Annotated in this window: 21 protein-coding genes; 12 read left to right on the top strand and 9 right to left on the bottom strand. The window is 71.8% G+C overall.

Going from position 1 to position 24,669, the window contains the following annotated elements:
• Positions 1 to 47 precede the first annotated feature (47 nt).
• Positions 48 to 818: a hypothetical protein gene (locus tag ACIRR9_RS04160; protein WP_403747325.1), complete on the top strand. Its 771-nt coding sequence runs from the start codon at positions 48 to 50 to the stop codon at positions 816 to 818.
• Positions 819 to 914: 96 nt separating this feature from the next.
• On the opposite strand, the gene ACIRR9_RS04155 is transcribed toward ACIRR9_RS04160, so the two are convergent.
• Entirely contained in the window at positions 915 to 2,522 is a 1,608-nt protein-coding gene (locus ACIRR9_RS04155) for an amidohydrolase (protein WP_403747324.1), read from the bottom strand.
• Positions 2,523 to 2,728: 206 nt separating this feature from the next.
• Positions 2,729 to 4,072 carry a helix-turn-helix domain-containing protein gene (locus ACIRR9_RS04150; RefSeq protein WP_403747322.1) on the bottom strand — a complete coding sequence of 448 codons (1,344 nt, stop codon included), beginning with the start codon at positions 4,070 to 4,072 and terminating at the stop codon, positions 2,729 to 2,731.
• 160 nt (positions 4,073 to 4,232) lie between these two features.
• Between ACIRR9_RS04150 and ACIRR9_RS04145 the strand changes: the two genes are divergently transcribed.
• A complete protein-coding gene (locus tag ACIRR9_RS04145) occupies positions 4,233 to 4,397 on the top strand; it encodes a hypothetical protein (protein WP_403747319.1) in 165 nt (54 codons plus the stop codon).
• A gap of 50 nt (positions 4,398 to 4,447) precedes the next feature.
• Here ACIRR9_RS04145 and ACIRR9_RS04140 read toward each other — a convergent pair whose 3' ends face one another.
• The gene (locus tag ACIRR9_RS04140) at positions 4,448 to 4,672 is read right to left on the bottom strand and encodes a hypothetical protein (RefSeq protein WP_403747316.1); all 225 of its coding nucleotides are present in this window, start codon (positions 4,670 to 4,672) and stop codon (positions 4,448 to 4,450) included.
• A gap of 166 nt (positions 4,673 to 4,838) precedes the next feature.
• Here ACIRR9_RS04140 and ACIRR9_RS04135 point away from each other — a divergent pair, with 166 nt between their 5' ends.
• Entirely contained in the window at positions 4,839 to 5,603 is a 765-nt protein-coding gene (locus ACIRR9_RS04135) for an NPP1 family protein (RefSeq protein ID WP_403747314.1), read from the top strand.
• Positions 5,604 to 5,782: 179 nt separating this feature from the next.
• Positions 5,783 to 7,753 carry an Ig-like domain repeat protein gene (locus ACIRR9_RS04130; protein WP_403747311.1) on the top strand — a complete coding sequence of 657 codons (1,971 nt, stop codon included), beginning with the start codon at positions 5,783 to 5,785 and terminating at the stop codon, positions 7,751 to 7,753.
• Between the two features lie 6 nt (positions 7,754 to 7,759).
• Here ACIRR9_RS04130 and ACIRR9_RS04125 read toward each other — a convergent pair whose 3' ends face one another.
• Positions 7,760 to 8,815: a hypothetical protein gene (locus tag ACIRR9_RS04125; protein ID WP_403747309.1), complete on the bottom strand. Its 1,056-nt coding sequence runs from the start codon at positions 8,813 to 8,815 to the stop codon at positions 7,760 to 7,762.
• A 428-nt stretch (positions 8,816 to 9,243) separates the two neighbouring features.
• On the bottom strand, positions 9,244 to 10,401 hold the full coding sequence (locus ACIRR9_RS04120; protein WP_403747306.1) for a PP2C family protein-serine/threonine phosphatase: 1,158 nt from the start codon (positions 10,399 to 10,401) through the stop codon (positions 9,244 to 9,246).
• A gap of 106 nt (positions 10,402 to 10,507) precedes the next feature.
• Between ACIRR9_RS04120 and ACIRR9_RS04115 the strand changes: the two genes are divergently transcribed.
• From ACIRR9_RS04115 to ACIRR9_RS04105, 3 genes are all read left to right on the top strand, one after another.
• Entirely contained in the window at positions 10,508 to 10,948 is a 441-nt protein-coding gene (locus tag ACIRR9_RS04115) for a hypothetical protein (protein WP_403747303.1), read from the top strand.
• Positions 10,949 to 11,453: 505 nt separating this feature from the next.
• Positions 11,454 to 12,359, top strand: a complete 906-nt coding sequence (locus ACIRR9_RS04110) for a hypothetical protein (protein WP_403748158.1) — start codon at positions 11,454 to 11,456, stop codon at positions 12,357 to 12,359.
• 114 nt (positions 12,360 to 12,473) lie between these two features.
• Complete coding sequence (locus tag ACIRR9_RS04105; protein WP_384572977.1) at positions 12,474 to 13,067, top strand: HAD family acid phosphatase; 594 nt, start codon at positions 12,474 to 12,476, stop codon at positions 13,065 to 13,067.
• Here the strand turns inward: ACIRR9_RS04105 and ACIRR9_RS04100 are convergent.
• Positions 13,046 to 14,422 carry a PLP-dependent aminotransferase family protein gene (locus ACIRR9_RS04100; protein WP_403747302.1) on the bottom strand — a complete coding sequence of 459 codons (1,377 nt, stop codon included), beginning with the start codon at positions 14,420 to 14,422 and terminating at the stop codon, positions 13,046 to 13,048. The genes ACIRR9_RS04105 and ACIRR9_RS04100 overlap by 22 nt on opposite strands.
• A gap of 72 nt (positions 14,423 to 14,494) precedes the next feature.
• Between ACIRR9_RS04100 and ACIRR9_RS04095 the strand changes: the two genes are divergently transcribed.
• From ACIRR9_RS04095 to metG, 4 genes are all read left to right on the top strand, one after another.
• Positions 14,495 to 15,283, top strand: a complete 789-nt coding sequence (locus ACIRR9_RS04095) for an alpha/beta fold hydrolase (protein WP_403747300.1) — start codon at positions 14,495 to 14,497, stop codon at positions 15,281 to 15,283.
• A 37-nt stretch (positions 15,284 to 15,320) separates the two neighbouring features.
• Positions 15,321 to 17,288 (top strand): FUSC family protein, encoded by a 1,968-nt coding sequence (locus tag ACIRR9_RS04090; protein ID WP_403747298.1) that lies wholly within the window; start codon positions 15,321 to 15,323, stop codon positions 17,286 to 17,288.
• 154 nt (positions 17,289 to 17,442) lie between these two features.
• Positions 17,443 to 19,275, top strand: coding sequence for a VWA domain-containing protein (locus ACIRR9_RS04085; RefSeq protein WP_403747295.1), 1,833 nt, complete (start codon positions 17,443 to 17,445; stop codon positions 19,273 to 19,275).
• A gap of 134 nt (positions 19,276 to 19,409) precedes the next feature.
• Positions 19,410 to 21,125: a methionine--tRNA ligase gene (gene metG, locus ACIRR9_RS04080; RefSeq protein WP_403747292.1), complete on the top strand. Its 1,716-nt coding sequence runs from the start codon at positions 19,410 to 19,412 to the stop codon at positions 21,123 to 21,125.
• 108 nt (positions 21,126 to 21,233) lie between these two features.
• On the opposite strand, the gene ACIRR9_RS04075 is transcribed toward metG, so the two are convergent.
• Positions 21,234 to 21,581, bottom strand: coding sequence for a DoxX family protein (locus tag ACIRR9_RS04075; RefSeq protein WP_403747290.1), 348 nt, complete (start codon positions 21,579 to 21,581; stop codon positions 21,234 to 21,236).
• A gap of 81 nt (positions 21,582 to 21,662) precedes the next feature.
• Positions 21,663 to 22,067, bottom strand: a complete 405-nt coding sequence (locus ACIRR9_RS04070; protein WP_365340559.1) for a helix-turn-helix domain-containing protein — start codon at positions 22,065 to 22,067, stop codon at positions 21,663 to 21,665.
• A gap of 127 nt (positions 22,068 to 22,194) precedes the next feature.
• On the opposite strand from ACIRR9_RS04070, the gene ACIRR9_RS04065 reads away from it, so the two are divergent.
• On the top strand, positions 22,195 to 23,085 hold the full coding sequence (locus ACIRR9_RS04065; RefSeq protein ID WP_403747286.1) for an NADP-dependent oxidoreductase: 891 nt from the start codon (positions 22,195 to 22,197) through the stop codon (positions 23,083 to 23,085).
• Positions 23,086 to 23,158: 73 nt separating this feature from the next.
• Here the strand turns inward: ACIRR9_RS04065 and ACIRR9_RS04060 are convergent, their stop codons facing one another.
• Complete coding sequence (locus tag ACIRR9_RS04060) at positions 23,159 to 24,508, bottom strand: polysaccharide lyase family 1 protein (protein WP_403747284.1); 1,350 nt, start codon at positions 24,506 to 24,508, stop codon at positions 23,159 to 23,161.
• Positions 24,509 to 24,669: the final 161 nt, after the last annotated feature.

The following is a 24,669-nucleotide window of genomic DNA, read 5'->3' as shown; positions in this document are numbered from 1 at the left end:
CGTGTGATCACGCGTCCGCTGCTCCAGCTCCCGGGGAGGCCCCCGCCATGAGAGTCATCGCCGCCGGTCTCGCCGTGGCCGGCCTGCTCGCCGCCTCCGCCTGTACGACCGCCCAGCCGCCGCGGGCGTCCGCCGCCGGCTCCTCCCCGACCGCCGCCGAGCGCCCCGCTCCGGCCAGCCCCGGCGCCCCCGCCGGTACCCCGCCGCTCACCGCCGGGCAGGCGCAGTCCGCGCTGATCAGCGAGGCCGACCTCGGGGTGCCGTGGACGGCGAGCGAGTCCACCGCCACCTGGCACGACGGTCTGCTCAAGGCGGCCGCCGGGCAGCCCGGCTGCCAGACCCTCCTCGACGACCTGTACGCCGAGGAACTGCTGGAGCCGGCCGGCCCGCATGCCGTCACCGCCCTCGACGACGGCGACGACGGGGCCCAGCTCCGCTATCAGGTGGTCGCGAGCCACTCCGCAGACGTGGACCGGACGCTGACCTGGCTGCGGTCCCTGCCCGGCAGCTGCGGGCAGTTCGCGGCGCAGACGACCCGGGCCGGGGTCGAGACCGTCCAGGTCTCCGAGGCCGGGCTGCCGCCCGTCGGCGACGCCCGGCAGGGTCTGCGGGTCGTCCTCACCGGGCAGCGCCCCGCCAACGGCGACGACCCCACCACCCTCACTCTCGACGTCGCCGTCGTCCGTGTCGGCGACGACGCGATCGTCCTCACCGCCGGCGCCCTCGGCACGCTTCCGGCGCGCACCGCCGAACAGGCCCTCGACCTCGGTGTCCGACGACTTGCGCAGGTGCGGGAACAGGGGCGGGCCCAGGCCTAGGGGTAACGGCACGGTGCCGTCGAGGCTGTGGGTCGGGTGCGGGCCGGTGCGGGCCGGTGGGGGCTGGTGGGGGTTGATCGCGCAGTTCCCCGCGCCCTATCGGGGCGCTACAACCCCGCCGATCACAGTGCGAACGGGCTTCAGGTCCCGCAGTTCGGTGCCGGTGGTGTTCGCGGGGTCCCGGTCCCACACCGTGAGGTCTGCCCAGCGGCCCGGGGTGAGGGTGCCGCGCAGGTGGGTCTCGCCGGTCAGGTCGGCCGCCTGGACCGTGTGCAGGGTGAGCGCCTCCTCGTAGCTGATCGCGTGCTCGGGGCCCTTCACACCGATGACCGTCTGCCTCGTCGTCATGCCCCACACCGAGCGCATCGCGCCGAACCGGCCGACCGGGAAGTCGGAGCCCGCGCTGACCTTGGCGCCCAGGTCGACCCAGCCGCGGGCCGGGAAGAGGCGGGCGACGCGTTCCGGGCCCCAGAAGCCCTCCTCGACCTCGGCGGTGTCGTGCAGCAGCGGCTGCTGGATGGTGACGGGGATGCCGAGGGCGACGGCGCGGGCGCGCTGCTCGGGGCCGGCCAGGCCGCCGTGCTCCATCACCAGCGAACCGGCGGGCAGGCCGGGGTTGCGCTCCAGGACGCGCTCGTAGACGTCGAGCAGGACACGGACCGCGCGGTCGCCGTAGGCGTGCGTACCGACCCGCCAGCCGCGCCGGACCACCGCCTCCACCGCCTCGACCAGCGCATCGGGGTTCCAGATCAGCGTGCCGGAGAAGGAGTGGTCGCAGGCGTACGGCTCCTCGGTGGCGCCGGCCTCCAGGCCGCCGTCGAGGCCGAACTTCACGCCCCACACCGACAGCAGCGGGTCGGAGGTGCCGCGCCACTGCTCCATGGTGTCGAGCAGGTCCTCCACCTCGGCCACGCCGGTCAGGCCCAGCGCGGAGATCAGCGCCCGCACCCGGACGTGCAGGGCGCCGGCCTCTCGGGCGGCCCGGAGGATCTCGTAGTCGACGGGCCGGACCATGCAGTCGCGCACCGTGCCGATGCCGGTGGCCGCGTACTCGGCGCTCGCCGCGCGCAGCCCCTCGATGCGCTGCGCGCGGTCCGGCTGCGGGACCAGGCGCTCCACCAGGCCCATGGCGTTGTCGATCAGCCGGCCGTCGAGCTTTCCGTCGGCGCCGCGGCCGATGACCCCGCCGGGCGGCACCGGGGTCTCCTCGGTGATGCCGGCCAGGCGCAGTGCGCAGGAGTTGACGACGTCGTTGTGGCCGCCGCGCTTGACCAGGACCGGGTGCCTGTCGGTGGCCGTGTCGAGTTCGGCCGCGGTCGGCATCCGGCGCTCGGCCAGGTTGAGCTCCTGCCAGTTGGTGGTGGTGCGGATCCACTCGCCCTCGGGGGTGACCGCGGCCCGCTGCCGGATCAGGTCGAGGAACTCGGGGATGTTCCGGGCCCGGTGAACGGGGACGTCGTGAGCACCGAGCCCGGCGAGGATCAGATGGGTGTGGGTGTCGTCGAAGGCGGGCAGCACGGTGGCGCCGGGCAGGTCGTGGACCTCGGTCTTCCCGGTCACCAGGTGGTCGAGGCCGTGCGGGTCCGCGGACACGGCGGCGATCCGGTCGCCGCGCACCGCCAGCGCCCGCTGCGGGGCCTGGCCGGGCACCAGGGTGTGCACCGCGCCGGCGCGGATCAGCAGGTCGGCTCCGTGGTCGGTCATCGTCTTCTCCCTCAGCTCGAAGCGATTCGAAGGTCGCGTGGATCACGTGGATCACGTGGATCGCGAACGTTTCGCTGACAAGACTGTTGTAGAAGCCGGACGGGGTTTTGCCGCCATAATGAGGGTGTTGGCGCATGAAACACGACAGCAGACCGTTCTGCTGAGCAGATCATGCGCCAACTACCGGAGAGTACGGACTGCCGCCCCTACAGCGGCGGCTGTGCCGGTGCCGGGCCCAGGGTCGTGGTGCCCGGGGCCGTACGGTGGCCGAGTCCGGTCCGGTACGCGTCCAGTGCCGCCTCCACCCGGCCGGTGCGGCGCAGCAGGTCGCCCAGCAGACGGCACAGGTCGGCGAGGTCGCCCGCCGCGCCCGCCCGTTCCAGCAGGCTCAGCGCCCGTACGTAGTGCTCCTCGGCCGCCTCCGTGTCCCGGGCGTCCTCGGCGATGATGCCGAGGAGGCGGTGCGCGGCGGCCGAATGGACCGCGCCACGCTCGGAGTTGAGGTCGCCGAGCACATCGTGGAGCAGTTCGGCGGCCTCGTCCGACTTGCCCCGGCGGTGCAGGACGTCGGCCAGCTCCACGGCCGCCTGGCTGCGGTACAGGGCGGCGCGGGTCTCCGAGAGCATCGCAAGGGCCTCCCGCAACTCCCCTTCCGCGCGCTCCAGTTCGCCGTTCTGGGCGTAGACGTAGCCGCGCATCCAGTGGCAGTTGGCGAGTTCGGTACGGAGCTGGAGCTGGCGGTACAGCTCCGCCGCCTTGGCCAGCGAGGCGTCGGCCTCGGCGACCCGGCCCTCGGCGATCAGGGTGCGGGCGACGGAGCGGTGCATCCGAGCGATCAGCGCGGGGTCGCCGGCCTGCGGGGCGAGGGCGAGGGCCAGTTCGGCGGACTGCGCGGCGCGGGCGTGGGCGCCCATGTCCATGTACGGGCCGATGGCGGAGGCGTACAGGAGCAGGAGGGCGTCGGGGTCGTGCAGACCGCTGCGGTTCAGCTCGTCGAGGGTGGTCTCCAGGAGGTAGACGGCGTAGCGGAGTTCGCCCGCGAGGTAGTGGCTGACCGCCCGGCCGCGGATCGCCGGGACGCGCACCGGCAGCGGTTCGTCGGCCGTCCACAGCTCGGCCCGCTCGAAGAACTCCCTTGCCTGCCCCAACTCTCCGGTGTCCAGGGCGCATTCGCCGAGACCGAGGAGCGCGGTGGCCTGCTCCACGGCGAGCCCGTGCGCCTCGGCCTCCTCGAACAACGCCGTGTACAGGGCGGCGGCTTCCTCGGCCGCGCCCGTGGCCAGGGTGCGCTGTGCCTCGGTGAGCCGGAGCCTGAGGTCGGTGGCGAGGTGGGCGGGACGCCCGCTGGCCAGCTCCTCGAAGCCGACGCCGAGCCGTCCTGCGATGTGGCGCAGCGCCTCGTCGGAGGCCCGCACCCGGCCCGCCTCCAGCGTGGAGATATAGGCGGGCGTGTAGGCCGGTTCGGCCAACTGCCGCTGGGTGAGACCTCGCTCGGTGCGCAGCTGCTGCACCCGGCGCCCTATGGTCTCCGGGTCGTCCCGATCCGACATCCTGCCACTCCCCCCAACTCCCCCTGGACCCCTTGCCGTTGCACTCTCACAACCCCTAGGTTAAACGGCGGATTAAACGTGCTTAACCCGCCCCTGTCGTTGCGAGGTCGCCGTGCTCGGACGCACATCCGCACGCCCCACCGCACGCTCCCACTCCCGAATGCGCTCGATCGGGGGGACCCCCACCGCCCGTAGCATCGCCGCCGCCGTCATAGCGGTGGCCGCGCTGATCACCGCCGCGAACGCCGGCCCGGCCAGGGCGACGGACGACTCCCCGGGCTCGTCGCACCCGGCGACGGCCCAGCACGCGGCCGCCCCCCGCTAGAAGGCCTCCGGGCATCGCCGCCCAGAACTCCGCCGTGTCGGCAGGCCAGATCACCCGCACACCGCCCGGTACCCCACGTCCGGCAGATACGTCCGCCACAGCTCCCGGGTCGGCCCGCTGCCGTCCGCCCTGGCGCACACCGTGCTCTCCACGTGCCCGGAGTCGATGTCGTACCGCTGCAGGGGCAGCCGGGCCGGGCAGCCGCGGGCCGCGATCTCCTCCCCGGAGGCGCGGGACCAGCCCGGACCGATCCACCCTATAGTTACAATTTTCAATCAAGGGTTCCAGCGATCGCCGAACCTATGGACGCCCGTTGATCAATTCGGCGAAACGCCGCCCCCTGTTTGACAGAAAGCCCTTCCATTGCACGCTGCGGACCGCCAGTCTCTCCCCAACCGGATGTCATGTCCGGAACGAATCGTGGACCGACTGGAGCCCCCGATGTCCCGAACCAGGACCCACCGCCTCGGCCGAGCGGCCGCCGTCGTGGGCAGCGCCGCCGCGCTCACCATCGCCCTGCCGTTCAGCGCCTCCGCGGGCGTACTGCAGAACCTGCCCGAGAACGCGACGACGTTCCAGAAGTTCTTCGAGCCGCTGTACGACTACGACACGGACAGCTGCTACCCCGCCGCCGCCATCGACCCCGACGGCAACCTCAACGGCGGTCTGAAGCCCACCGGTTCGATCACCGGCAGCTGCCGCACCGGCCACCTCGACCACGCCAACACCTACTCGCGGGCCAAGTGCAACAACGGCTGGTGCGGGATCATCTACGCCAGCTACTTCGAGAAGGACGAGGCGTCCCCCGGCATCGGCCACCGCCACGACTGGGAGTGCATCGTCGTCTGGGTCAAGCAGGGCGCCGACTACCCGTCGTACCTGTCCGCCTCCCAGCACGGCGACTTCGAGACCGAGGCGGTCGCCGACGTCCCGATGAGCAGCCAGCGCGTCCAGGTCGTCTACCACAAGGACGGCCTGAGCACCCACGACTTCCGGTTCGCCAAGTGGGGCGAGACCCCGGAGAACGACGACGCCGCCTGGCACCAGGAGAACCTGCTCACCTGGGACAACATGGCGTCCAACCTGCGCGACATCCTGAACGCCTCCGACTGGGGCAGCGCCAACTTCCCGCTCCAGGACGCGAAGTTCGACGACCACCTGAACAAGGCGAAGCCGAGCGCGATCACGTTCGACGCGTACGCCTGAGCAACTCCCGCCCCCCGCAAGGGAATCCGGATGTCGATTGTCAGTGGCATGACCTACTGTTCGTTGCATCCGCCACACGCGGCCCACAGAGAACTCACACATGAGACCTCGCACACTCGTGGGCCGCGTTCCGTGGCGCCCACTTACATTCGATCCGGGGGGTTCGAATCAGCGTGCGTATGCGCACCGTCACGGCCGCCACCACCCTGGCGGTCCTCTTCAGCTCCGCGGCCCTGGCCGCCACTCCGGCCTTCGCCGACACCAGCGCCCCGCTGCCCATCAAGTCGCTGGGCGACATCGTCGTCGACGGCGCTCACCAGCAGGTCTTCATCAGCGACCCGAGCAACGGCAAGATCGTCGTCACCGACTACTCGGGCAATGTGCTCAAGCAGCTCACCACCAACCTCTCCGGGGTCGACGGCCTTGCTCTGTCGGCCGACTCCGGCACCCTCTACGCGGCCGTGCGGGACCTTGACGCCATCGCCGTCATCGACACCGCGACGGACAACGAGACCACCAGCTACACGGTCGGCGACAAGCCGCGGAGCATCGCCCTCGCGGGCGGCAAACTGTGGTTCGGCTACGGCGGTGACGCGGCCGGCAACATCGGCTCGGTCGACCTGACCGACGCCCGGCACACGGTCACCCTCAACCAGGACAACAGCTGGTACTCCGCGCCCGTCCTGGACGCGGCGCCGGGCACCGACATCCTGGTCGCGGGCGACCACGACACCAGCCCCGCCTCGCTGACCTCGTACAACGTCTCGTCGGGCAGCGCGACCCAGCTGGCCCACATCCGCACCGACGGCGGCGACGTCAGCGACCTCCAGGTCACCCCCGACGGCAAGGACGTCGTGGTGGCCAGCGGAGCGCCGTACTACCACCAGGTGTACAGGACGTCCGACCTCAACGAGGACGGCAAGTACACCACCACCGCCTACCCGAACTCCGTCGCCATCGCGCCCGACGGTACGGTCGCGGCCGGCAGCGACGCCCTGTACGACATGGACATCTACGTCTTCCGCCCGGGCAGCAGCGAGGCCGTCCGCAGCTACGACCTGCCGAACACCGGCGGCGGCAGCGGCTCCGACCTCGTCGCCGCCGCGGGCCTCGCCTGGGCGCCGGACGGCTCCCGCCTGTTCGCGGCGACCTACAACAGCCAGGGCGCGTACGCCCTGCGCGAGTACGACAGCCCGGCCAAGGCCGCCGGCACCGTCACGGTGAACGCTCCGGCGTCGGCGCCGCGCGCCAAGAAACTCACCGTCACCGGCACGCTCTCCTCGACGACCGCGCTCCCCGCGGGCGCGCAGCTCACGGTCACCCGCACCGACCTGGACTCCCCGAACGGCAAGGCGCTGCCCGCCGTCACGGTCAACACGGACGGCACCTACTCGTTCACCGACACCCCGCCGGCCGGCGGCAAGGTGACGTACAAGGTCTCCTACGCGGGCGACATCGACCACGCGGCCGCCTCCGGCAAGGACACGGTCGACGTCTCCCGTGCGAAGCCCACGCTGACGCTGAACAACAACGGCAAGGTGTACGCGTACGGGAAGGACGTGAAGTTCACGGCCCATCTCGGGACGACGTACAAGAACCGCACGGTGGAGATCTGGGCCGACCCGTTCGGCTCGGACAAGCCGAACAAGAAGGTGAAGTCCGGCAAGGTCGACGCGCACGGCAACCTGTCCGTCACCCTCGACCTCAAGCGCGACACCAAGGTCACCGCGAAGTTCTCGGGCGACGCGCGCTGGCAGCCGCGGTCGGTGTCCAGCACGGTGGGCGCCAAGGTCAGCGTGTCGATGTCGGTCAGCCGCCAGTACAGGACGAAGTCCGCCTGGGGCCAGACGTACTACGTCTTCCACCAGACCAAGAACCCGCTGTTCACGACCAAGATGCCGTACTACGACGGCCGTTCGCAGCGGTTCGACTTCCAGGTCTACTACCAGGGCAAGTGGTACTCGGGCGGCGACTCCGAGTACTTCCGGCTCGCCACCAGCGGCCTCTCCTCGGTCGAGTTCACGGGCAACCACAAGGAGGACGTCGGCTGGCGCTTCCGCGTCCGCTCCGACTACATCAACGGCGGCTCGGGCGACACGGTCAACTCGACCACGTACGGCGCGTGGAAGTACTTCATGTTCACCGGCTGACCCGCGTCACTGGGTCTGCAACTGCCGGAGGTGCTGCTGGACATGGTCCAGGGCACCCTCCCGGCGGCCCGGCACCTTCAGTCTCAACTCCGCGAGCGCGGGCCCGAGTTCACGGGCCCGCGCCGCGTCCTTGATGGCACCCCACTGGTGGTGGGCCCGGTCCACGGCGGCCTCGACCTGCGGTGCGTCGGCGGGCTGCCCCGCGCCCAGCCGGGCCTTCGCCACCGTCAGCCAGGTACGGCAACTGCGCGCCGCGTCCCCCGCGAACATCGCGAGATCGGCCCGTACCTCGGACCAGTGCAGCGCGTCCTCGGACGACGGCCCGTGCGCCCGTGCGGCGGCCTGCTCCCACCGCGCCGCCAGCTCGTCCGCCTCCGCGTACCGACCGTCCCGGGCGGCGGCGCTGATGACGTCGTGCGGATCCCCGCTGTCGGCCGTGTACGTACTGAACAGCACATTGCCCGCGGCCTCGGCCCCGATCCGGGCCAGCACCTGCTGGTGCAACTGCCCCATCGCCGGCCGGTGCCCACTCCGCAACACGGTCGCCACGGCCTTCATGTACGACGGTGCGGCGATCTCCCGCCGGGCGGGCCGGGGCGCGATACGCCCGTACACGGCGTTGTTCCGCCCGGAGTCGAGGGGGACGGTGCGCAGTTGCTCCCAGGTCTCGTGGTCCGCGTGCAGATCGAGGACGAGAGTCGTCGCCCCGGCAGGCCGCAGCCGCAGCTCCTCCCGGATCCAGTGCCAGGGGAGCCCGGTGTAGCGGACGGTGGCCGACGTGGTCCGCGCGAGCGCGAGATGCGGCAGCCGCTGCCTGCGGTCCAGCTGCAACTGCCCCGTGACGAACACGGTCAGCGGGCCGGGGGCGGCCGCGGCGGCCCGCAGCCGGGTGAGGACGGCCTGCGGCTCCAGGGGGTCGGCGAGTTCGACGACGTTGGCGGTGTCGGTGCCGGAGAGTATCGCCGGGGGTACGGCCGCGAGCACGGGGAGCACGGAAGCGGCGTCCACCAGACGCGCTTTGCCCACCGGCGAGACCGCGAGCAGCAACACGGTTCCGGGCATCGGGCCCTCCCCTTTGTTCCCCAGGTTCACTTACGTCAGCACGTTAACCGCTGCGCTTGCAAAGCGGGGGTCGCGGGAGGAGTTTGGGCCGGGATGGGGGTGTTACGGGGTACACACAACACGAAAAGCCCGCGCCACCCCACCCACAAACCTCCTACCGCTCCCCCCTGCCCGCCGCAACGGCGCTCAGTCACGACGGCGGTGCCCGGCGGTGCCTGACCGGCCGATGCCCGCCGTTGTCGCGTTCGGGCCGTTGCGGTGTGCGGGTGCGTCGTGGCTGCTCGCGCGGTTCCCCGCGCCCCTACCTCCTCCACTGCGCCCTTTCCCTCCGCCGCTGTCCCTTTGTCCGCCGTAACGGCGCTCAGTCACGATGGTCGTGTCCGGCGGTGCCGGACCGGCCGGTGCCGGGCGCGTAGATTCCCGCGGTCCTAGGGGGCTGTGGCTCGGTGTACCGCGAAGATCGTGGTGTCGTCCGAGAGGTGGCCCTGGGTGTGGCGGAGTACGCCGTCGCGGACCTGGGCGACCAGGAGGCGCGGGTCGGAGGTGGGGGACCGGGCGAGGTCGTCGGAGAGGGCGTAGAACTCGCCGTTGCCGTCTCTCGCTTCTGTCACGCCGTCCGTCGTGATGAGGAGGGTCTCGTCGGGGGAGAGGGTGACCGTGAGGGTCGGCGGGGGACCGTCAGTCGACGCCAACTCGCCCAGACCCAGCGGTAGTCCGTGCCCCGGCGGCAGGGAGCGCACCCCTGTCGCGCTCACCGCCAGCGGCGGCTCGTGGCCGAAGTTGACGATCTCCACGACGTCGGGGGCGCCCGGCGGGAAGCCCAGGAGGACCGCCGTCGCGAAGCGGTCGCCGTCGTCGTGGCCCAGGGCGACCGTGTGGCTCCGGTGGCGGACCATCCGGGTCTCCAGGCGGTCGGCCACCGTCGCCAGGTCCTTCTCGTGATAGCCGGCCTCCCGGAACGTGCCGAGCAGCGCCGCCGCCGTCTCCACCGCGCCCAGGCCCTTCCCCTGGACGTCCCCCACCAGCACCCGCGTCCCGTGCGGCCCCGGCTGGATGTCGTAGAAGTCGCCGCCCACCCGGGCCTCCGTGTCGGCGGCGAGATAGACCGCCGCGTGCTCCAGCCCCGCCCACCCCGGCGGCAGCGGACGCAGCACGGTACGCCGGGTCGTCTCGGCGATGTCCCGCATGTGCAGCATCCGCCGTTCGCCGTTCAGCCGGAACGCACAGGCGAGGGTGGCCAGCAGCCCGGCGAGGGCGACCAGGATGAAGTCGGGCAGCCCGGCCTGGTACCGGCGGGGCCAGAAGTTGTCCACGACGACGTAGTCGAGGACCGAGAGCACCGCGAAGGCGGCCGTCGTCCAGACCCCGCAGATCGCCGCCGCGATACCGGGCACCAGCACGATCCAGGAGATGACCCGGAAGTGCTCCGCGGTGTTGAGGTCGACCAGCGTGATACCCGCCAGCAGCAGGAGCGGCGGCACCCAGGCGATGCTCCTACCCCGGACCCGCAGCAGATCCCTCCGCCGCCACAGGGCCTGGTGGTCGGTCACGAGAGACAGGGAAACACGCGCCGGGGCGGCCTGCATGTCGTACGGGGCCGGACGGGTTCGACGGGTTCGGTCGGCCGACTTGCCAGGGGGTACCCGCAGGTGTGCTCTGGAAGGTGGGGGGCGAGGAGAGAGGAGAGCTCTCATGGCTCAAGCGGCACCCACGTCCGGCGGTATGGCCCGGGGCGGCCGTACACCCGACATCTTCAGCACCCGGACCCATGCGAGGACCCGGGTGGCCATGCCCGTGGTGACCGGCCTCATCTACGGCTACTGGGCCGCCGCCAACCGCCGCGCCGGCGGTCCCATCACCGGCTGGAACCTGCTGTCCGGCTTCATCAGCGCGTTCGTGTTCGCGGTCGTGCTGTGGGCGGTCATGACCTTCGCCCCGCGGCTGCGCCGGGAGCTGCACGCGGCGGTGTGGGCGGCCTTCGCCGGCATCGCGTTCGGCTTCCTGTACAGCTCGACCGGCGAGGCGATCCTGCGGTCCGTCGGCATGTCGCTCGCCGTCTCGGCCGTTGTCCTCATCCTCACGTTCTACCGCTTCTACACGCACGAGGACGCGGCCGGGCATCGCATCCGGTAGCGCCGCGACGCTGTACGACGTCGTACAGCGTCATGGGTGTCGTACGACCAGCTTCACAGGCGTCGTACGACGCCGTACGCGTGGGCCCCGGCCCCGGCATGCCACGGCCGGGGCCCACGCATTCCCCTTTTACCCCTCACCAGTCGTCGAGGCCACTCGGGGGGCTCGACGACGTCCATGCGAAGCCGCTCCGGTCGTTCCGGCGGGGAGGAGATCTCCGCAGATCTCCTCGAAACCAGGAAACACCCGTTCGGGTCAACCCTCCACCGGAGCGCGGCGCCCCAAGGATTTCCGGCGCCTTCGCCGCCGTACCGTCCGTTCGGCTCGACTTGGGTCTTCCGATGCCCCGGATGCAGTCCTCCCGCTCGCCTGACCGGCCCTCAGCGGCTTGCCTGGAAGCGTGCCCCCAGTGCCCCCAGCGCCCCCAGGGCCGCCGGCACCCCCAGGGCCCGCGCGGCCACCACGGCTCACCCGGCCCGACCGGCCCGCGTCCCTCCGGCGCGCCCTGTCGGCCCTGCTGATCGCGCTGTCCTGCCTGCTGCTGCCGTTCGGCGCGCTGGCGGCCTGGGCGGCGTACGGGCTGGCGGACACCGGACGGTACGTCAGCACGATGGCACCGCTGGCCGACGACCCGGACGTCCGGGACGCCGTGGCGGACACGGTCGGCGACGGCATCATGCGCGAGGTGGACGTCGGCCGGCCGATGCGCGGCACGGTCGCGCCGTTCGTACGCGAGGCGGTCCGTTCGTTCACCCAGACCCGGGCGTTCCGGCTGGCCTGGGACGCGGGCAACCGGGCCACCCACGACGCCGTCCTGAGCGCGCTCCAGGACGAGCGCGAGGAGTCCGTGACCGTCGATCTCGCCCCGGTCACCGCCCAGGTCAGGGACCAGCTCGCCGAGGACCATGTGCCGTTCGCGGCCCGTATCCCGGTCCAGCACACGGCCGTGGCGGTCCTCCCGGCCGCCGAACTCGACCAGCTCCGGAAGGGGTTCCACGTGCTCGAAGTCGCCGGCTTCTGGCTTCCCGTCTCGGCCGTCGTCTTCGCGGTCTGCGGTATCGCCCTCGCCGTCCACCGCCGTCGTGCCGTCACGGCGACCGCGCTGGGCACGGCCCTGGGCGGCGCCCTGCTGGGCCTGGCCCTCACCGTGGGCCGCCGGCTCACCCTGGCCGACCTGCCGTCCGACGTCCCGCACCCGGCGGCCGCCGCGGTCTACGACGCCCTGACGTCCACCCTGCGCACGGTCTCCTGGCTGCTGCTCGCCCTCGGCCTCACGGTCGCGGCCCTGGCCTGGCTCAGCCGCTACTCCCGCCGCCCTTCCCCGGTGCACGAACCGGCCTCCGACACACCCGATTCCCCGTCTCTCAGTGCGGATTCACAGAATTCTGACCAGAACATGCCAGTCACGTAACCGGCTGCTCCGCCAGGAGTCATGTGGCGGGCGCCCCGGCCGATCACTGTGGCGCAACGACGGCCGCCGGTACGGAACACCGGTGGCCGACGTGAGCTGAGGAGCCCCCACCCGATGAACCGTCTCACCGCGCGCCGTGCCGCTGTCACCGTGACGGCCGGCCTCGCCCTGTCGTTCGCCGCCGCCCTGCCCGCACAGGCCGCCGACTCGACCGTCACCGAGGCCCAGTGGCTGTCCGACGTCGCCGCCGTCACCGGCCCCGCGCAGACCTACATCGACTCCCGCGCCGCCGCCAACACCTCCGGCGCCAAGCAGGCGATCGTCCTCGACATCGACAACACCTCGCTGGCGAGCTACTTCGAGGGCGGCTATCCCACCCCCGCCACCGCCCCGGTGCTGGCCCTCGCCCAGGACGCGCACGCCAAGGGCGTCAGCGTGTTCTTCGTGAGCGCCCGCACCAACCTGATCGACCTGGCCACCAAGTACAACCTGACCCACGTCGGTTACACGGTCGACGGCCTCTACACCCGCACGCTCGCCGAGATCGCGAGCGAGAGCGTCGCCGACTTCAAGACCTCCCAGCGCAAGGCGATCGAGGCCGACGGCTACGACATCATCGCCAACATCGGCAACAACACCACGGACCTGTCCGGTGGTTACGCCGACACCACCTACAAGCTGCCGGACTACGACGGCCTGCTGGACTGACCGTCCGGAAGGGGGTGCCGCGGACCGCCCGCCGCGAGTGCGGCCAGCGTCCGCAGCGCCCCCACCAGTTCCGGCTCGTCCGCCGACGCGAGCCCGATCCGCACCGCGTCCGGCGTCCGCTTCGGATCGACGCGGAAGGCGGTGCCGGGCGTGATCCCGATCCCGTGCGCCGCCGCGGCCGCCGTGAAACCGTCCGCCCGCCACGGCGCGGGCAGCTCCCACCAGGCGAAGTACCCGCACGGATCCGCCCGTACGGCGAACCCGTCGAGCAGCTCACGGACCAGCCCCTGCCGCCGCCGGGCCTGCTCCCGTTTGGCCCCGACGAGCCGCGCCACGGTCCCGTCCCCGATCCACCGCACGGCCGCCTCCAGCGCGAACGCCTGCGCGCTCCACCCCCCGGACCGCACGGCGGCCGCCACCGCGTCCACCCGGTCCTCGGGTACGACGACGAAGCCGACGGTGAGCCCGGGCGCGACCCGCTTGGAGAGCGAGTCGACGACATGCACGAGGCCGGGCGCGAGGGCGGCCAGCGGCGGCTCGGCACCGGTGCGCAGGAACGCCCAGACCCGGTCCTCCACGACGGGAAGACCCAAGTCGGTGACCGCCCGGGCCAGTTGCAGGCGCCGCCCGGTCGTGACCGTCACCGACGTCGGGTTGTGCAGGGTCGGCTGGAGGTAGAGGGCGGAGAGCGGCGCGGACCGGTGAGCGGCGAGTACGGACTCGACGACGGGACCCTCCGCATCCGACTCCACCGGCACGAGCGTGACGGACAACCGCCCGGCGATCTCCCTGACCAGCGGATACGTCAACGCCTCCACCCCGAGCCGGCCGCCCGGCCGGACCAGGGAAGCCAGGGTGGCGGCGATGGCCTGCCGGGCGTTGCCGGTGAAGAGGACACGCCCGGGGCCGGGCCGCCAGTCGCCGGTGGCGAGCAGCTCGGCGGCGGCCTCCCGGGCCTGCGGGGTGCCGTCGGCGGGCCCCGGCCGCAGGGCATCGGTGAGCACATCCGGCCGGAGCAAGGGTGCAAGCGCGGGCGCCAGCAACTCCGACTGACCTGCTACGGAAGGATAGTTGAGCTCCAGATTCACCTTCACCGGCACCGGCGAGGGGTCGGCCTCGACAAGCGCCCGCCCCTGCGGTGCGGCCTCCGTCGCACGGACGAAGGTCCCCCGCCCGACCTCGCCCACCACCAGCCCGCGCCGCACGAGTTCGGCGTACACGCGCCCGGCGGTGGACGCGGCGATCCCGTGCCGCCGCGCGAACGCCCGCTGCGGGGGAAGCCGTTGCCCCGCCCGCAACCGCCCCCGCGCGATGTCCAGCGCGATCCGGTCGGCGATCCCCCGAAAGTCCGTCATGCCCCCTCCACATTGCACCGAGAGCAAAGATCTTATTGCACCGATGAGTTGGGGGAACCTAGGGTCGACCACATGCCACCTTTCCTCGCACACACCGACACATCGCCACAAACCAGCCGCACTCCCCTCCTCCTCATCCACGGCCACCCCTTCGACCGCACGATGTGGCATCCCCAGCTGACGGCCTTCGCCGCCGACCGCCGGATCATCGCCCCCGACCTGCGCGGCTACGGCGCCTCCCCGGTCACCCCCGGCATCACCCCGCTCTCCCGCTTCGCCGCGGACCTGGCGGAACTCCTCGACGAGCTGGGCGTACGGACCTGCGTCCTCGCGGGCCTCTCCATGGGCGGCCAGATCGCCATGGAGTGCTACGACCGCCTCGGCGCCGAGCGCGTCCGGGGCCTGGTCCTGGCCGACACGTTCCCCACGCCGGAGACACCGGAGGGCAGACGGAGCAGGAACGCCATGGCCGACCGCCTCCTGCGCGAGGGCATGCGGGGCTACGCCGACGAGGTCCTGGAGAAGATGGTCGCCCCCTACGCCCACCCGGACGTGAAGGCCCACGTCCACCGCATGATGACGGCCACCGATCCCGAGGGCGCCGCGGCGGCCCTGCGCGGCCGCGCCGAACGCCCCGACTACCGCCCCCTGCTGACGAAGGTCACGGTCCCGGCGCTGGTGGTGGTCGGCGCGGACGACGAGTACACCCCCGTCTCCGACGCCGAGGCGATGCACGCCCTCCTCCCCGACTCCACCCTCCACGTCGTCGACGCGTCGGCCCATATGCCGAACCTGGAACGCCCCGAGGAGTTCAACCTGGTGCTGGGGGAGTTCCTGGCACGGGTGGACGGACGGCCGTGACCGAAGACCTCTGCGACCGGCCCCCGATAATGGGCGCATGTCCCGCGAGTTCCCCATCGGCCTCACGCCTCCCGACTGGCTGGTGAGGAACCTCCGGCCCCAGCAGGCCCCGCCCCTCAGCCGATCCACCCTCGTCCGCGCCGCCCTCGGCCTGGCGCTCCCGCTCGCCGCCGGGCTCGCGGTCGGACAGCCCGCGTACGGCGCGCTCGCGTCGATGGGCGCCCTGTCCGGGGTCATCGGCGACACCGCCGACGCCTACCGCATGCGGATCCTCAACATCGCGGTCCCCCAGCTCTTCGGCGGCGTGGGCGTCACCCTCGGCTCCCTGGCCTATGGCCAGGGCTGGGTCACCGTCGCCACCGTCACCGGCATCGCCCTGCTCTCCGGGATGATCTCGACGATCGGCGCGGTGTCCTCCGTCTCCGGACTCCTCCTCCTGCTCAACTCCGTGATCGGCGCGGGCCTGCCGCTGCCCGGCGCCTGGTGGCTCACCCCGGTGCTGATGACCGGCGGCGGCCTGTGGGTCCTGCTGCTCGCCCTGCTGGCCTGGCCGCTGCGCTCGGGCGTACCGGAACGCTCGGCGGTCGCCGACACCTACCGCACCGTCGCCGACCTGCTCGCCCTGAGCGGCGCGGACCACCACGACAGGGACGCCGAACACAAGGACGCGTACGACAGCGCCCGGCACACCGTCACCCTGTCCCTGAACCAGTCGTACGACCTGATCCTCGCCCGGCGCGCCCGGTTCCACGGCCGCAACCGCGACCTGACCCGCATGCTGGCCCAGTTGAACGCGATCACCCCGGTCGTCGAGGCCGCCCCCGCCATCCACCTGAGCGGGAAGCCGCTCCCGGAGGAGCTCCCGGCGGCGGTACGGCATGTCGCCGACGCGATCGAGACGGGCTACACCGGCCCGATAGGGCTGCAGCTGCCCGAGCCACGCAACGAGACCGGCCGGGCCGCCGACCACGCCCTGCGCCACGCCGCCGAGGTCGCCACCTCCCCCGACATCGACCCCCGGGGCATCGACGACCGCCTCGGCCGTCCCGCCGCCCTCGGCATCCGCACCGCCCGCGCCACCCGCAACATGGTCCTGTCCGCCAACTCCTGGCGCTACGGCATCCGGCTGGCCCTGTGCATCGGCATCGCCCAGGCACTGGTCTCCCTCGTCCCGGTCCCGCGCTCCTACTGGGTCGCGCTCACCATCACGTTCGTCCTCAAGCCCGACTTCGGCTCGGTCTTCTCCCGCGCCCTGCTGCGCGCGCTCGGCACGGTGGCCGGCCTGCTGGTGGCGGCGGCGGTCCTCGCACTGGTGCCGCTCGGCTGGTGGGACGTGGCGGTGCTGCTGGTCCTGGCCCCCCTGATCCCGGCCCTGACCCCCCGCGGCTACGGCTTCCAGACCGCCGCCATCACCCCGGTGATCCTGCTCCTCTCCGACGTCCTGAACCACCAGGGCACGGCACTCCTCCTCCCCCGCCTCCTGGACTCCCTGATGGGCTGCGCGATCGCGCTGGTCGCCGGCTATCTGCTCTGGCCGGAGAGCTGGCGCACCCGCGTCGGCGACCGCCTCGCCGACGCGGTGGCGGACACGGCGGCCTATGTCGAGCTGGCCTTCAAGGACGGCGCGGACCCGGCCGCGCGCGCCCGGATGCGCCGCCGCCTCTACCGCGACCTGTCGGTCATCCGCACGGAGTTCCAGCGCGCCCTGACCGAGCCCCCGCCCACCGGCCGCCGGGCCGCCGCGTGGTGGCCGCTCGTCGTCGCCGTGGAACGCATCGTCGACGCGACGACGGCGGCCCGGGTCCGGGTACGGCACGGAGCGCCGCCCCCGGCCGCGGCCGAGGTGGACCAGGCGGTTCTCCAGCTCCGCGAGTTGGCGGACGGCGTCCGGGAGGCGGAGACCCTGATCGCGGTCCGCACGGACCTCACGGGCCCGGCGGACAGCGTTCTGGAGCCCCTGCGCCAGGAGGTGGCGGCGGCCAGAGCGATCGCGTCCCCGCACTGACGAGAGCACCGGAACCCGCCCTCGTTGGTCCAGCGGGCTGCCGACGATTGCACGACACCGCCCCTCCCCAAGATCGCAACCTGGGGCCGCTAACCTTACGTGTCCGTCCTGGCCAGGGATTGACGGGAATCAACTCACGCGAAGGGTTGCGCACATGGGCATTCTCACTCTCCTGCGGAACGCATTCGGCCGGTCGCGAAAGCCGCGCCCCGCCGAAGCAGAGGGTGCGGACCAGCTCCCTTCACAGCCGACGCCGACGCCTGAAGCGTCGACACCGGCATCGACGGTGGTCCCGGAACCCCGCCCGGCGACGTCCGACGAACACGACCTGGTGTCGGCCGCTTTCGACAACGTGACGGTGCCGAAGCAGGCAACCCGAACGGCCGAGGCTGAGGTCGGAGGGGAGCCGACGGCAGAGACCGAGCCGGCGGCCGAAGCGACCGCCGAGGCGGAGGCAGCGACGGAGGCCGAGCCGACCGCCGAGGTCACACCCGAGGCGAAGGCCGAGACCGAGACCGACGCGGAGCCGGTCGCCGAGGCGGAAGCCGAGGCTGAGGAAGAGGCTGGGACGACCGCTGAGGCCGAGGTCGTGGTGACCCTCGTGGTCGAGACCGAGCCGGAAGCAGAGCCGACGGCAGAAGCGGCCCCGGAGCCGGAGGCCGAAGCGGTGGCCGAGCCGGAGACCGAGGTCACGGCCGAGGCGGAGCCCGTGGCCGAGCCGGTCACGGAGGCAGTTGCCGAACCGGCGGCGGACGCCGAGCCGAAGGCCGAAGCAACCATCGAACCCGAGCCGGAGACCGAGGTCGCCCCGCTCGCGGAGCCGGAGCCGACCGCCACCGTCGAGCCCGAGACCACGACGCCGGAACCGGTCGCGGAGACGGACACGAAGCCCGAGCCGGAGACCGAGGCTGCGCCCGAGCCGGAGGCCGAGGTCGCCCCGGCCGCGGAGCCGGAGCCGACCGCCACCGTCGAGCCCGAGACCACCCCGGCCGACGAGCCCGCCCCCGCCACGGCCGAGACCACGACGCCGGAACCGGACCCGCAGCCGGAGGCCGAAGCGGCGCCCGAGCCGCAGGCCGAAGCCGTTGCCGAGGCAAGCGTCGAGCCCGAGCCGGAGGCGGAGGAGGTCGCCCCGGTCGCGGAGGCTGCGCCCGTGGCCGAGATCGTCGCGGAGCCCGCCCCCGAGGCCACTCCGGAGCCGGTCGAGGCGGCAGCCGAGACCGACACCCCGGAACCCGCCGCAGCCGCCGACGGCGAATCCGCCCCACAGGGGCCACTCGCACCCGACAACGAAACCGTCACGGGTGGTGCGGGCGGGAACGACCAGGCCGAAGGCGAGGCCGAAGCCTCCGTCGGCAGCGACGCCGCCGCCACCGCCCTCGCCAAGGCCGGCCTCACCGGCACCCGCGCCGCCACCTACCTCGTCCTCGACCGCTCCGCGAGCATGCGCGCGTACTACAAGGACGGCTCCGCCGCGGCCCTCGCCGACCAGACCCTCGCCCTCGCCGCCCACCTCACCCCGGACGGCGACACCCCCACCGTGCATGTCGTCTTCTTCTCCACCGAGGTCGACGGCACCACCGACCTCACCCCCGCCTCCGCCGAGAACGCGATCGACGAGGCGCACGCCGGCCTCGGCCGGATGGGCCGTACCAGCTACCACGCCGCCGTCGAGGCCGTACTCGCCCACTACGACAAGCACCACGACAAGAACGCCACCCCGGCCACCCCCGCCCTGGTCGTCTTCCAGACGGACGGCGCCCCGGACGCGAAGACCCCGGCCACCCAGTCCCTCACGGACGCGGCGAAGTCCCACCCCGCCCTCTTCTTCTCGTTCGTCGCGTTCGGCGAGCACGAGAACAAGGCCTTCGACTACCTGCGCAAGCTGAAGACCGACAACACGGCCTTCTTCCACGCGGGCCCGACCCCCCTGGAGCTCACGGACGCGGAGCTCTACGACGGCCTGCTGATCGACTGGCGCCCGTAGCCCCACCGGCACCACCGCACCCTGATGCCGTCCGCTTCTCACCCAATAAAACGGGAAGCGGGCGGCATACACATGTCGGCTACGATTTCAAGGTTCGCAATAGCAGCAACAGACCGACCTGGGAGCAGCCCCCGATGGCTCGACACCTCATCACCAGCGCCCTTCCGTACATCAACGGGATCAAGCACCTGGGCAACATGGTGGGGTCCATGCTCCCGGCGGACGTGTACTCCCGGTACCTCCGCCAGCGCGGCCACGAGGTCCTCTACATCTGCGCGACGGACGAGCACGGCACCCCCGCCGAGCTGGCCGCGAAGGAGCAGGGCCTCCCGGTCGACGAGTTCTGTGCGCAGGCGCACGACGCGCAGAAGGCGGTCTACGACGGCTTCGCACTCGCGTTCGACTACTTCGGCCGGAGCTCCAGCCCGGAGAACCGCGAGATCACCCAGCACTTCGCCCGCCGCCTCAACGAGAACGGCTTCATCGAGGAGCGGGCGATCCGCCAGGTGTACAGCCCGGTCGACGGCCGTTTCCTCCCGGACCGCTATGTCGAGGGCACCTGTCCGCACTGCGGCTACGACAAGGCCCGCGGCGACCAGTGCGAGAACTGCACCCGCGTCCTGGACCCGACCGACCTGATCAACCCGCGTTCCGCGATCTCCGGCTCCACCGACCTGGAGATCCGCGAGACCAAGCACCTCTTCCTCCTCCAGTCCAAGCTGGAGAACGAGGTCCGCGAATGGGTCGCCAAGCACGACAAGGACTGGCCGCAGCTGGCCTCCTCCATCGCCCACAAGTGGCTGACGGAGGGCCTGCACGACCGCGCGATCACCCGTGACCTCGACTGGGGCGTGCCCGTCCCGGCCGACACCTGGCCGGAGCTGGCGGCGGAGGGCAAGGTCTTCTACGTCTGGTTCGACGCCCCGATCGAGTACATCGGCGCGACGAAGGAGTGGGCGGACCAGGACCCGTCGACCCGCGACTGGAAGTCGTGGTGGTACGACGTCGACACCGACGTCCGCTACACGGAGTTCATGGCGAAGGACAACGTCCCGTTCCACACGGTGATGTTCCCGGCCACCGAGCTCGGCGTGCGCGAGCCGTGGAAGAAGGTCGACTACGTCAAGGCCTTCAACTGGCTGACGTACTACGGCGGCAAGTTCTCCACGTCCCAGAAGCGCGGTGTCTTCACCGACCAGGCGCTGGACATCCTGCCCGCCGACTACTGGCGCTACTTCCTCATCGCCAACGCCCCGGAGTCGGACGACTCGTCCTTCACCTGGGAGCACTTCACGGCGACGGTGAACAAGGACCTGGCCGACACCCTCGGCAACTTCGTGAACCGCGTCCTGTCCTTCTCCCGTAAGCGCTTCGGCGACGACGTCCCCGCGGGCGGCGAGCCCGGCGAGGCGGAGGCGAAGCTCGGCGAGCAGATCGCGGAGCTCCTCGCCGAGTACGAGGCGCAGATGGAGGCCCTCCAGTTCCGCAAGGCCGCGGCCGCGCTCCGCGCCCTGTGGTCGGCCGGCAACTCCTACCTGGAGGAGAAGGCCCCCTGGCTGGAGATCAAGACGGACAAGGACGGCGCGGCGCTCACCCTGCGCACGGCGATGAACCTGATCCACCTCTACTCGGTGGTCTCGGAGCCCTTCATCCCGGCGACGGCGAAGACGATGCGCGAGGCGTTCGCCCTGACCGAGGACACCGCGAGCTGGGTCACCGCCGACGAGGCCCGCGCCCTCACCGCCGTCCCGGCCGGCACGGCCTTCACCGTCCCCCCGGTCCTGTTCGCCAAGCTGACGGACGAGGACCTGGAGACGTACAAGGAGCGCTTCGGCGGCACGGACGCCTGACGCCCGCCGCAGCACCCCGCCCGTACCACCACGCACAGCCGTCGGCCCTCCGGATCCACTGCCCAGCGGATCCGGAGGGCCGACGCGCGAACCGGCAACCCACCACCCTCAGCTCATCAGCCCCAGCACCAGCGCTCCGGCCACCGGCGCCGCGTAGACCAGCGGGAACGGGATGTGCGAGTACCACTTCGCCCGGGCCACGGTGATCGCGGCCCCCGTGAAGTAGAGCAGCAGCCCCACGGCCGCCAGTACCCCGACGACCGGCACGAACAGCCCGACCAGCAGCCCCACCGCCCCGGCGGCCTTGGCCAGCCCGAGCGGGGTCCACCAGGCGCGCGGCACCCGGTAGTCGGTCAGCGCCTTGACGATCCAGTCGGCCCGCAGCAGCAGGACCGTCCCGGAGAACCCGGCCAGCAGGGCCGCGAGAACGGTGACGACATCATGGGCGATACGCACGAGAGGCTCCCCTCACAACAAGGTGTCGGACACCTCCCTGACGCACGCGCCACGACATGTGTGACAGCCGGCCCGGAGAACCTAGCCCTCGCCCTCCGCGTCATACCGCTCGCGAGCCTCGTGGACCTCCTCGATATGGGTCTCCGCCCAGTCCTTCACGCCCGCCAGCAACAGGGTGAGGCTGATGCCGAGCGGGGTGAGTTCGTAGTCCACGCGGACCGGGACGGCCGGGGTGACCGTGCGGGCGAGGATGCCGTCGCGCTCCAGCGAGCGCAGGGTCTGGGTGAGCATCTTGGGGCTGACGCCGGCCATCTTGCGGGCGAGCTCGCTGTACCGCATCGGGCCGGGGGAGAGGGCGCACACGACCAGGCTGACCCACTTGTCGCTGATCCGGTCGAGGAGCTGGTGGGTGGGGCAGGCCCGGATGAACGCGTCGTACTCCACGCGCGCCTGCTCGCGGCGCTGGGCCGCCGTCGTCGTCGGCATGGCTCTCCTCCGGGGGACCTAGGCACCTTCAGGTAACTACTTACCAACGGATAGTAGCTCTTCCTAGGGTTGCGGACAGCCGCGGAGAGACCGAGGCGGGAGTCAGTCGTACAGGGAGTGATCCGTGATGCGTGCGGTAGTGGTGAACGGTTTCGGCGGGCCCGAGGTCGTCGAGGTCGTGGAGACCGAGCGGCCCGAGCCGGGCCCGCGCCAGGTGCGGATCAAGGTCGCGGCAGCCGCGCTGAACCCTGTGGACGACGGGGTGCGGGCCGGGTTCTTCGGCGGTGCGGGCAAACGGATCGGGCTCGGCTGGGACGTCGCCGGGACCGTCGACGCGACCGGCGTCGCCACCGCCTGGAGCGCCGGCGACCAGGTGGTGGCGCTGGACCCGGGCATGGTGCGGCCGCTCGGCACCCACGCCGAGTACGTCGTGGTGGAGACGGACGCGGTGGCGAAGGCGCCGGCCACGGTGGACGCGGCGCATGCGTCGACGCTGCCGCTGAACGGGCTGACCGCCGTACAGGCCCTGGACCTGCTGGAGTTGACCGCGGGGCAGACCCTGCTGGTCACCGGTGCGGCGGGCGCGGTGGGCGGCTTCGCCGTCCAACTGGCCGCCCGTCGGGGGGTGTCGGTGACCGCACTGGCCCGGGAGGCCGACGAGGAGCTCGTACGGTCGCTGGGCGCCGCGCACTTCACGGCGGGTGCCGTCGAGGCCGGAAGCTTCGACGCCGTACTGGATGCGGCGGTCCTCGGCGCGACGGCCCTGGAGTGGGTGCGTGACGGGGGCGGCTACGTCGGTGTCCGGCCCGGCGGCGAGCCGGCCCCGGTGCGCGGGACACGGACGGCCTCCGTCGCGGTGACCCCCGACGGTGCGCGTCTGGCCGAGCTGTCGGCACTCGTGGACGAGGGCGCACTGACGCTCCGGGTGGCCGGGACCTACCCCCTGGACGAAGCCGCCAAGGCCCACGCCCGCCTCGCGGAGGGCGGGGTGCGCGGGCGGCTGGTGCTGGTCCCGTAGCGGTGCCCGTGCGCGGGGACCAGGGGAAGGGCGTACTGCCTGACGCGCGCCGCTTCCCCCGGTAGCGGGCGGCTCAGTTCGCGGTCAGCACGCCCGCCCCGGCCGTCTTCGCCAGCTCGGCCGGCAGGTTCTTCGCGCTGGACTCCAGGCCCGCCGTCAGGGTCGGCGTCCAGTTGACCGTCGTCTTGATCTTCTTGGAGTTCGCGGCGTTGTAGGCGGCGACCAGGTCGGTCGTCGTGCCGTTGACGAGGTTGCCGCTGCCCGCGACCGAGCCGGTGCCGTCGCCGCTGAGCAGCTTGGAGACCTTGACGGAACCGGGCACGGTCCAGAAGTTGTTCTGGGCCACGACCTGGGCCTTGGCACGCGAGTTGATGCTGTACTGCAGCGTGTAGCCGTTCAGGGGCGTGACGTCGTAGACGTTGTTGAAGATGTGCACCTGGCCGACACGGGTCAGCGGTGCGCGCTGGACGATGCCCTTCCAGACGTTGTGGTGCAGGGTGACGCGCAGCTTGCCGCCGGGCTCGCTGTCGCTGCTGCCGATCAGCATCGTCTTGTCGTGGCTGTTGAACTGGTTCTGCTCCACGGTCACCAGGTCCGAGCTCTTGGTGATGTCGAGGGCGCCGTCGTGGACCTGGTACTCCCGGCCGTAGTACTTCGGGTTGAGGCTGTCGAAGTGCCCGGCGTCGGTGAACGTGTTGTGGTCGGCCCAGACGTGTGTGGCACCGCGCAGGGTGACCAGGTCGTACTGCGAGTTCCAGTTGCCGCTGTCGCCGTCGGTCGGGTCCCACTGCGGGAAGCAGTCCTCGGCGTCGGCGAACGTCAGGTTGCGGACGATGACGTTGTCGACCTTCTGGATCTGCAGATCGCCGCCGGTGATGCCGGCCTTGGTGCCGGGGACACCGACGATCGTGGTGTTGGCGGGCACCTTGAAGACGACGTTCTTCGCCTGCTTCGCCTGGGCGGCGGCCCGCGCGGTCTCCTGGGTGCCGGAGGGCAGCTTGGAACGGCCGTACGTCGACGGGTCGAAGGCCTTCAGGTACGCCGACAGCGAGTACCCCGTGCCCGCCGCGTAGTCCGCGCAGGTCAGCTTCTTGCCGGAGTCGTCGGTGTTGGCGTCGATGGTGCCCTTGATCTTGATGATGCGCGGGGTGGTGTCGGACGCCGACCCGAGCGCCTTCACCAGCTGGGCGCGGGTGGAGACGGTGAAGGTGTGCGCGGCGTCGGCCTTCGAGCCGCCGGTCGTACCGGAACCGGAGGACGCCCAGCCGTCCTTGGCCGCAAGGGTCTGGTGGTAGAGGTCGGTACCGGAGGCGTTCGCGTTCAGCACGAGCGCACCGGCACCGACACCGGCGGCCACGACGGCGGCGGAGACGACGAGGGTACGGCGGGTGCGGAGGGACCGGCGGTGAGAGGCAGTGGCCACAGGGGAGTCCTTATGTGCTTCCGGGTGCTTGGGGCGGGCCCGCTCAGCGGGCTTCACTCCTCTGTGGTTGTGGAGATCGAAAAGGTTGCCGTGTTTTTTTGTGCGATACGGCGGCCTTCTCGCGTACGGGCAGCGAAAGTTGACCAGGGCAGCCGTTTCCC

Source organism: Streptomyces sp. NPDC101234 (assembly GCF_044767525.1).
GTDB lineage: Bacteria > Actinomycetota > Actinomycetes > Streptomycetales > Streptomycetaceae > Streptomyces > Streptomyces sasae.
Note: the sequence above shows the minus strand (reverse complement) of the source record. Positions and strands in the feature narration are given on the sequence as shown.

Bases quoted from the DNA above. Each gene is read 5' to 3' on its own strand.
- ACIRR9_RS04130 (WP_403747311.1), top strand. From the start codon at position 5,783: ATGCGCACCGTCACGGCCGCCACCACCCTGGCGGTCCTCTTCAGCTCC.
- ACIRR9_RS04135 (WP_403747314.1), top strand. From the start codon at position 4,839: ATGTCCCGAACCAGGACCCACCGCCTCGGCCGAGCGGCCGCCGTCGTG.
- ACIRR9_RS04125 (WP_403747309.1), bottom strand. From the start codon at position 8,815: ATGCCCGGAACCGTGTTGCTGCTCGCGGTCTCGCCGGTGGGCAAAGCG.
- ACIRR9_RS04065 (WP_403747286.1), top strand. From the start codon at position 22,195: ATGCGTGCGGTAGTGGTGAACGGTTTCGGCGGGCCCGAGGTCGTCGAG.
- ACIRR9_RS04145 (WP_403747319.1), top strand. From the start codon at position 4,233: ATGCGCTCGATCGGGGGGACCCCCACCGCCCGTAGCATCGCCGCCGCC.
- ACIRR9_RS04120 (WP_403747306.1), bottom strand. From the start codon at position 10,401: ATGCAGGCCGCCCCGGCGCGTGTTTCCCTGTCTCTCGTGACCGACCAC.
- ACIRR9_RS04070 (WP_365340559.1), bottom strand. From the start codon at position 22,067: ATGCCGACGACGACGGCGGCCCAGCGCCGCGAGCAGGCGCGCGTGGAG.
- ACIRR9_RS04155 (WP_403747324.1), bottom strand. From the start codon at position 2,522: ATGACCGACCACGGAGCCGACCTGCTGATCCGCGCCGGCGCGGTGCAC.
- metG (WP_403747292.1), top strand. From the start codon at position 19,410: ATGGCTCGACACCTCATCACCAGCGCCCTTCCGTACATCAACGGGATC.
- ACIRR9_RS04095 (WP_403747300.1), top strand. From the start codon at position 14,495: ATGCCACCTTTCCTCGCACACACCGACACATCGCCACAAACCAGCCGC.
- ACIRR9_RS04100 (WP_403747302.1), bottom strand. From the start codon at position 14,422: ATGACGGACTTTCGGGGGATCGCCGACCGGATCGCGCTGGACATCGCG.
- ACIRR9_RS04090 (WP_403747298.1), top strand. From the start codon at position 15,321: ATGTCCCGCGAGTTCCCCATCGGCCTCACGCCTCCCGACTGGCTGGTG.
- ACIRR9_RS04115 (WP_403747303.1), top strand. From the start codon at position 10,508: ATGGCTCAAGCGGCACCCACGTCCGGCGGTATGGCCCGGGGCGGCCGT.
- ACIRR9_RS04105 (WP_384572977.1), top strand. From the start codon at position 12,474: ATGAACCGTCTCACCGCGCGCCGTGCCGCTGTCACCGTGACGGCCGGC.
- ACIRR9_RS04150 (WP_403747322.1), bottom strand. From the start codon at position 4,072: ATGTCGGATCGGGACGACCCGGAGACCATAGGGCGCCGGGTGCAGCAG.
- ACIRR9_RS04085 (WP_403747295.1), top strand. From the start codon at position 17,443: ATGGGCATTCTCACTCTCCTGCGGAACGCATTCGGCCGGTCGCGAAAG.
- ACIRR9_RS04160 (WP_403747325.1), top strand. From the start codon at position 48: ATGAGAGTCATCGCCGCCGGTCTCGCCGTGGCCGGCCTGCTCGCCGCC.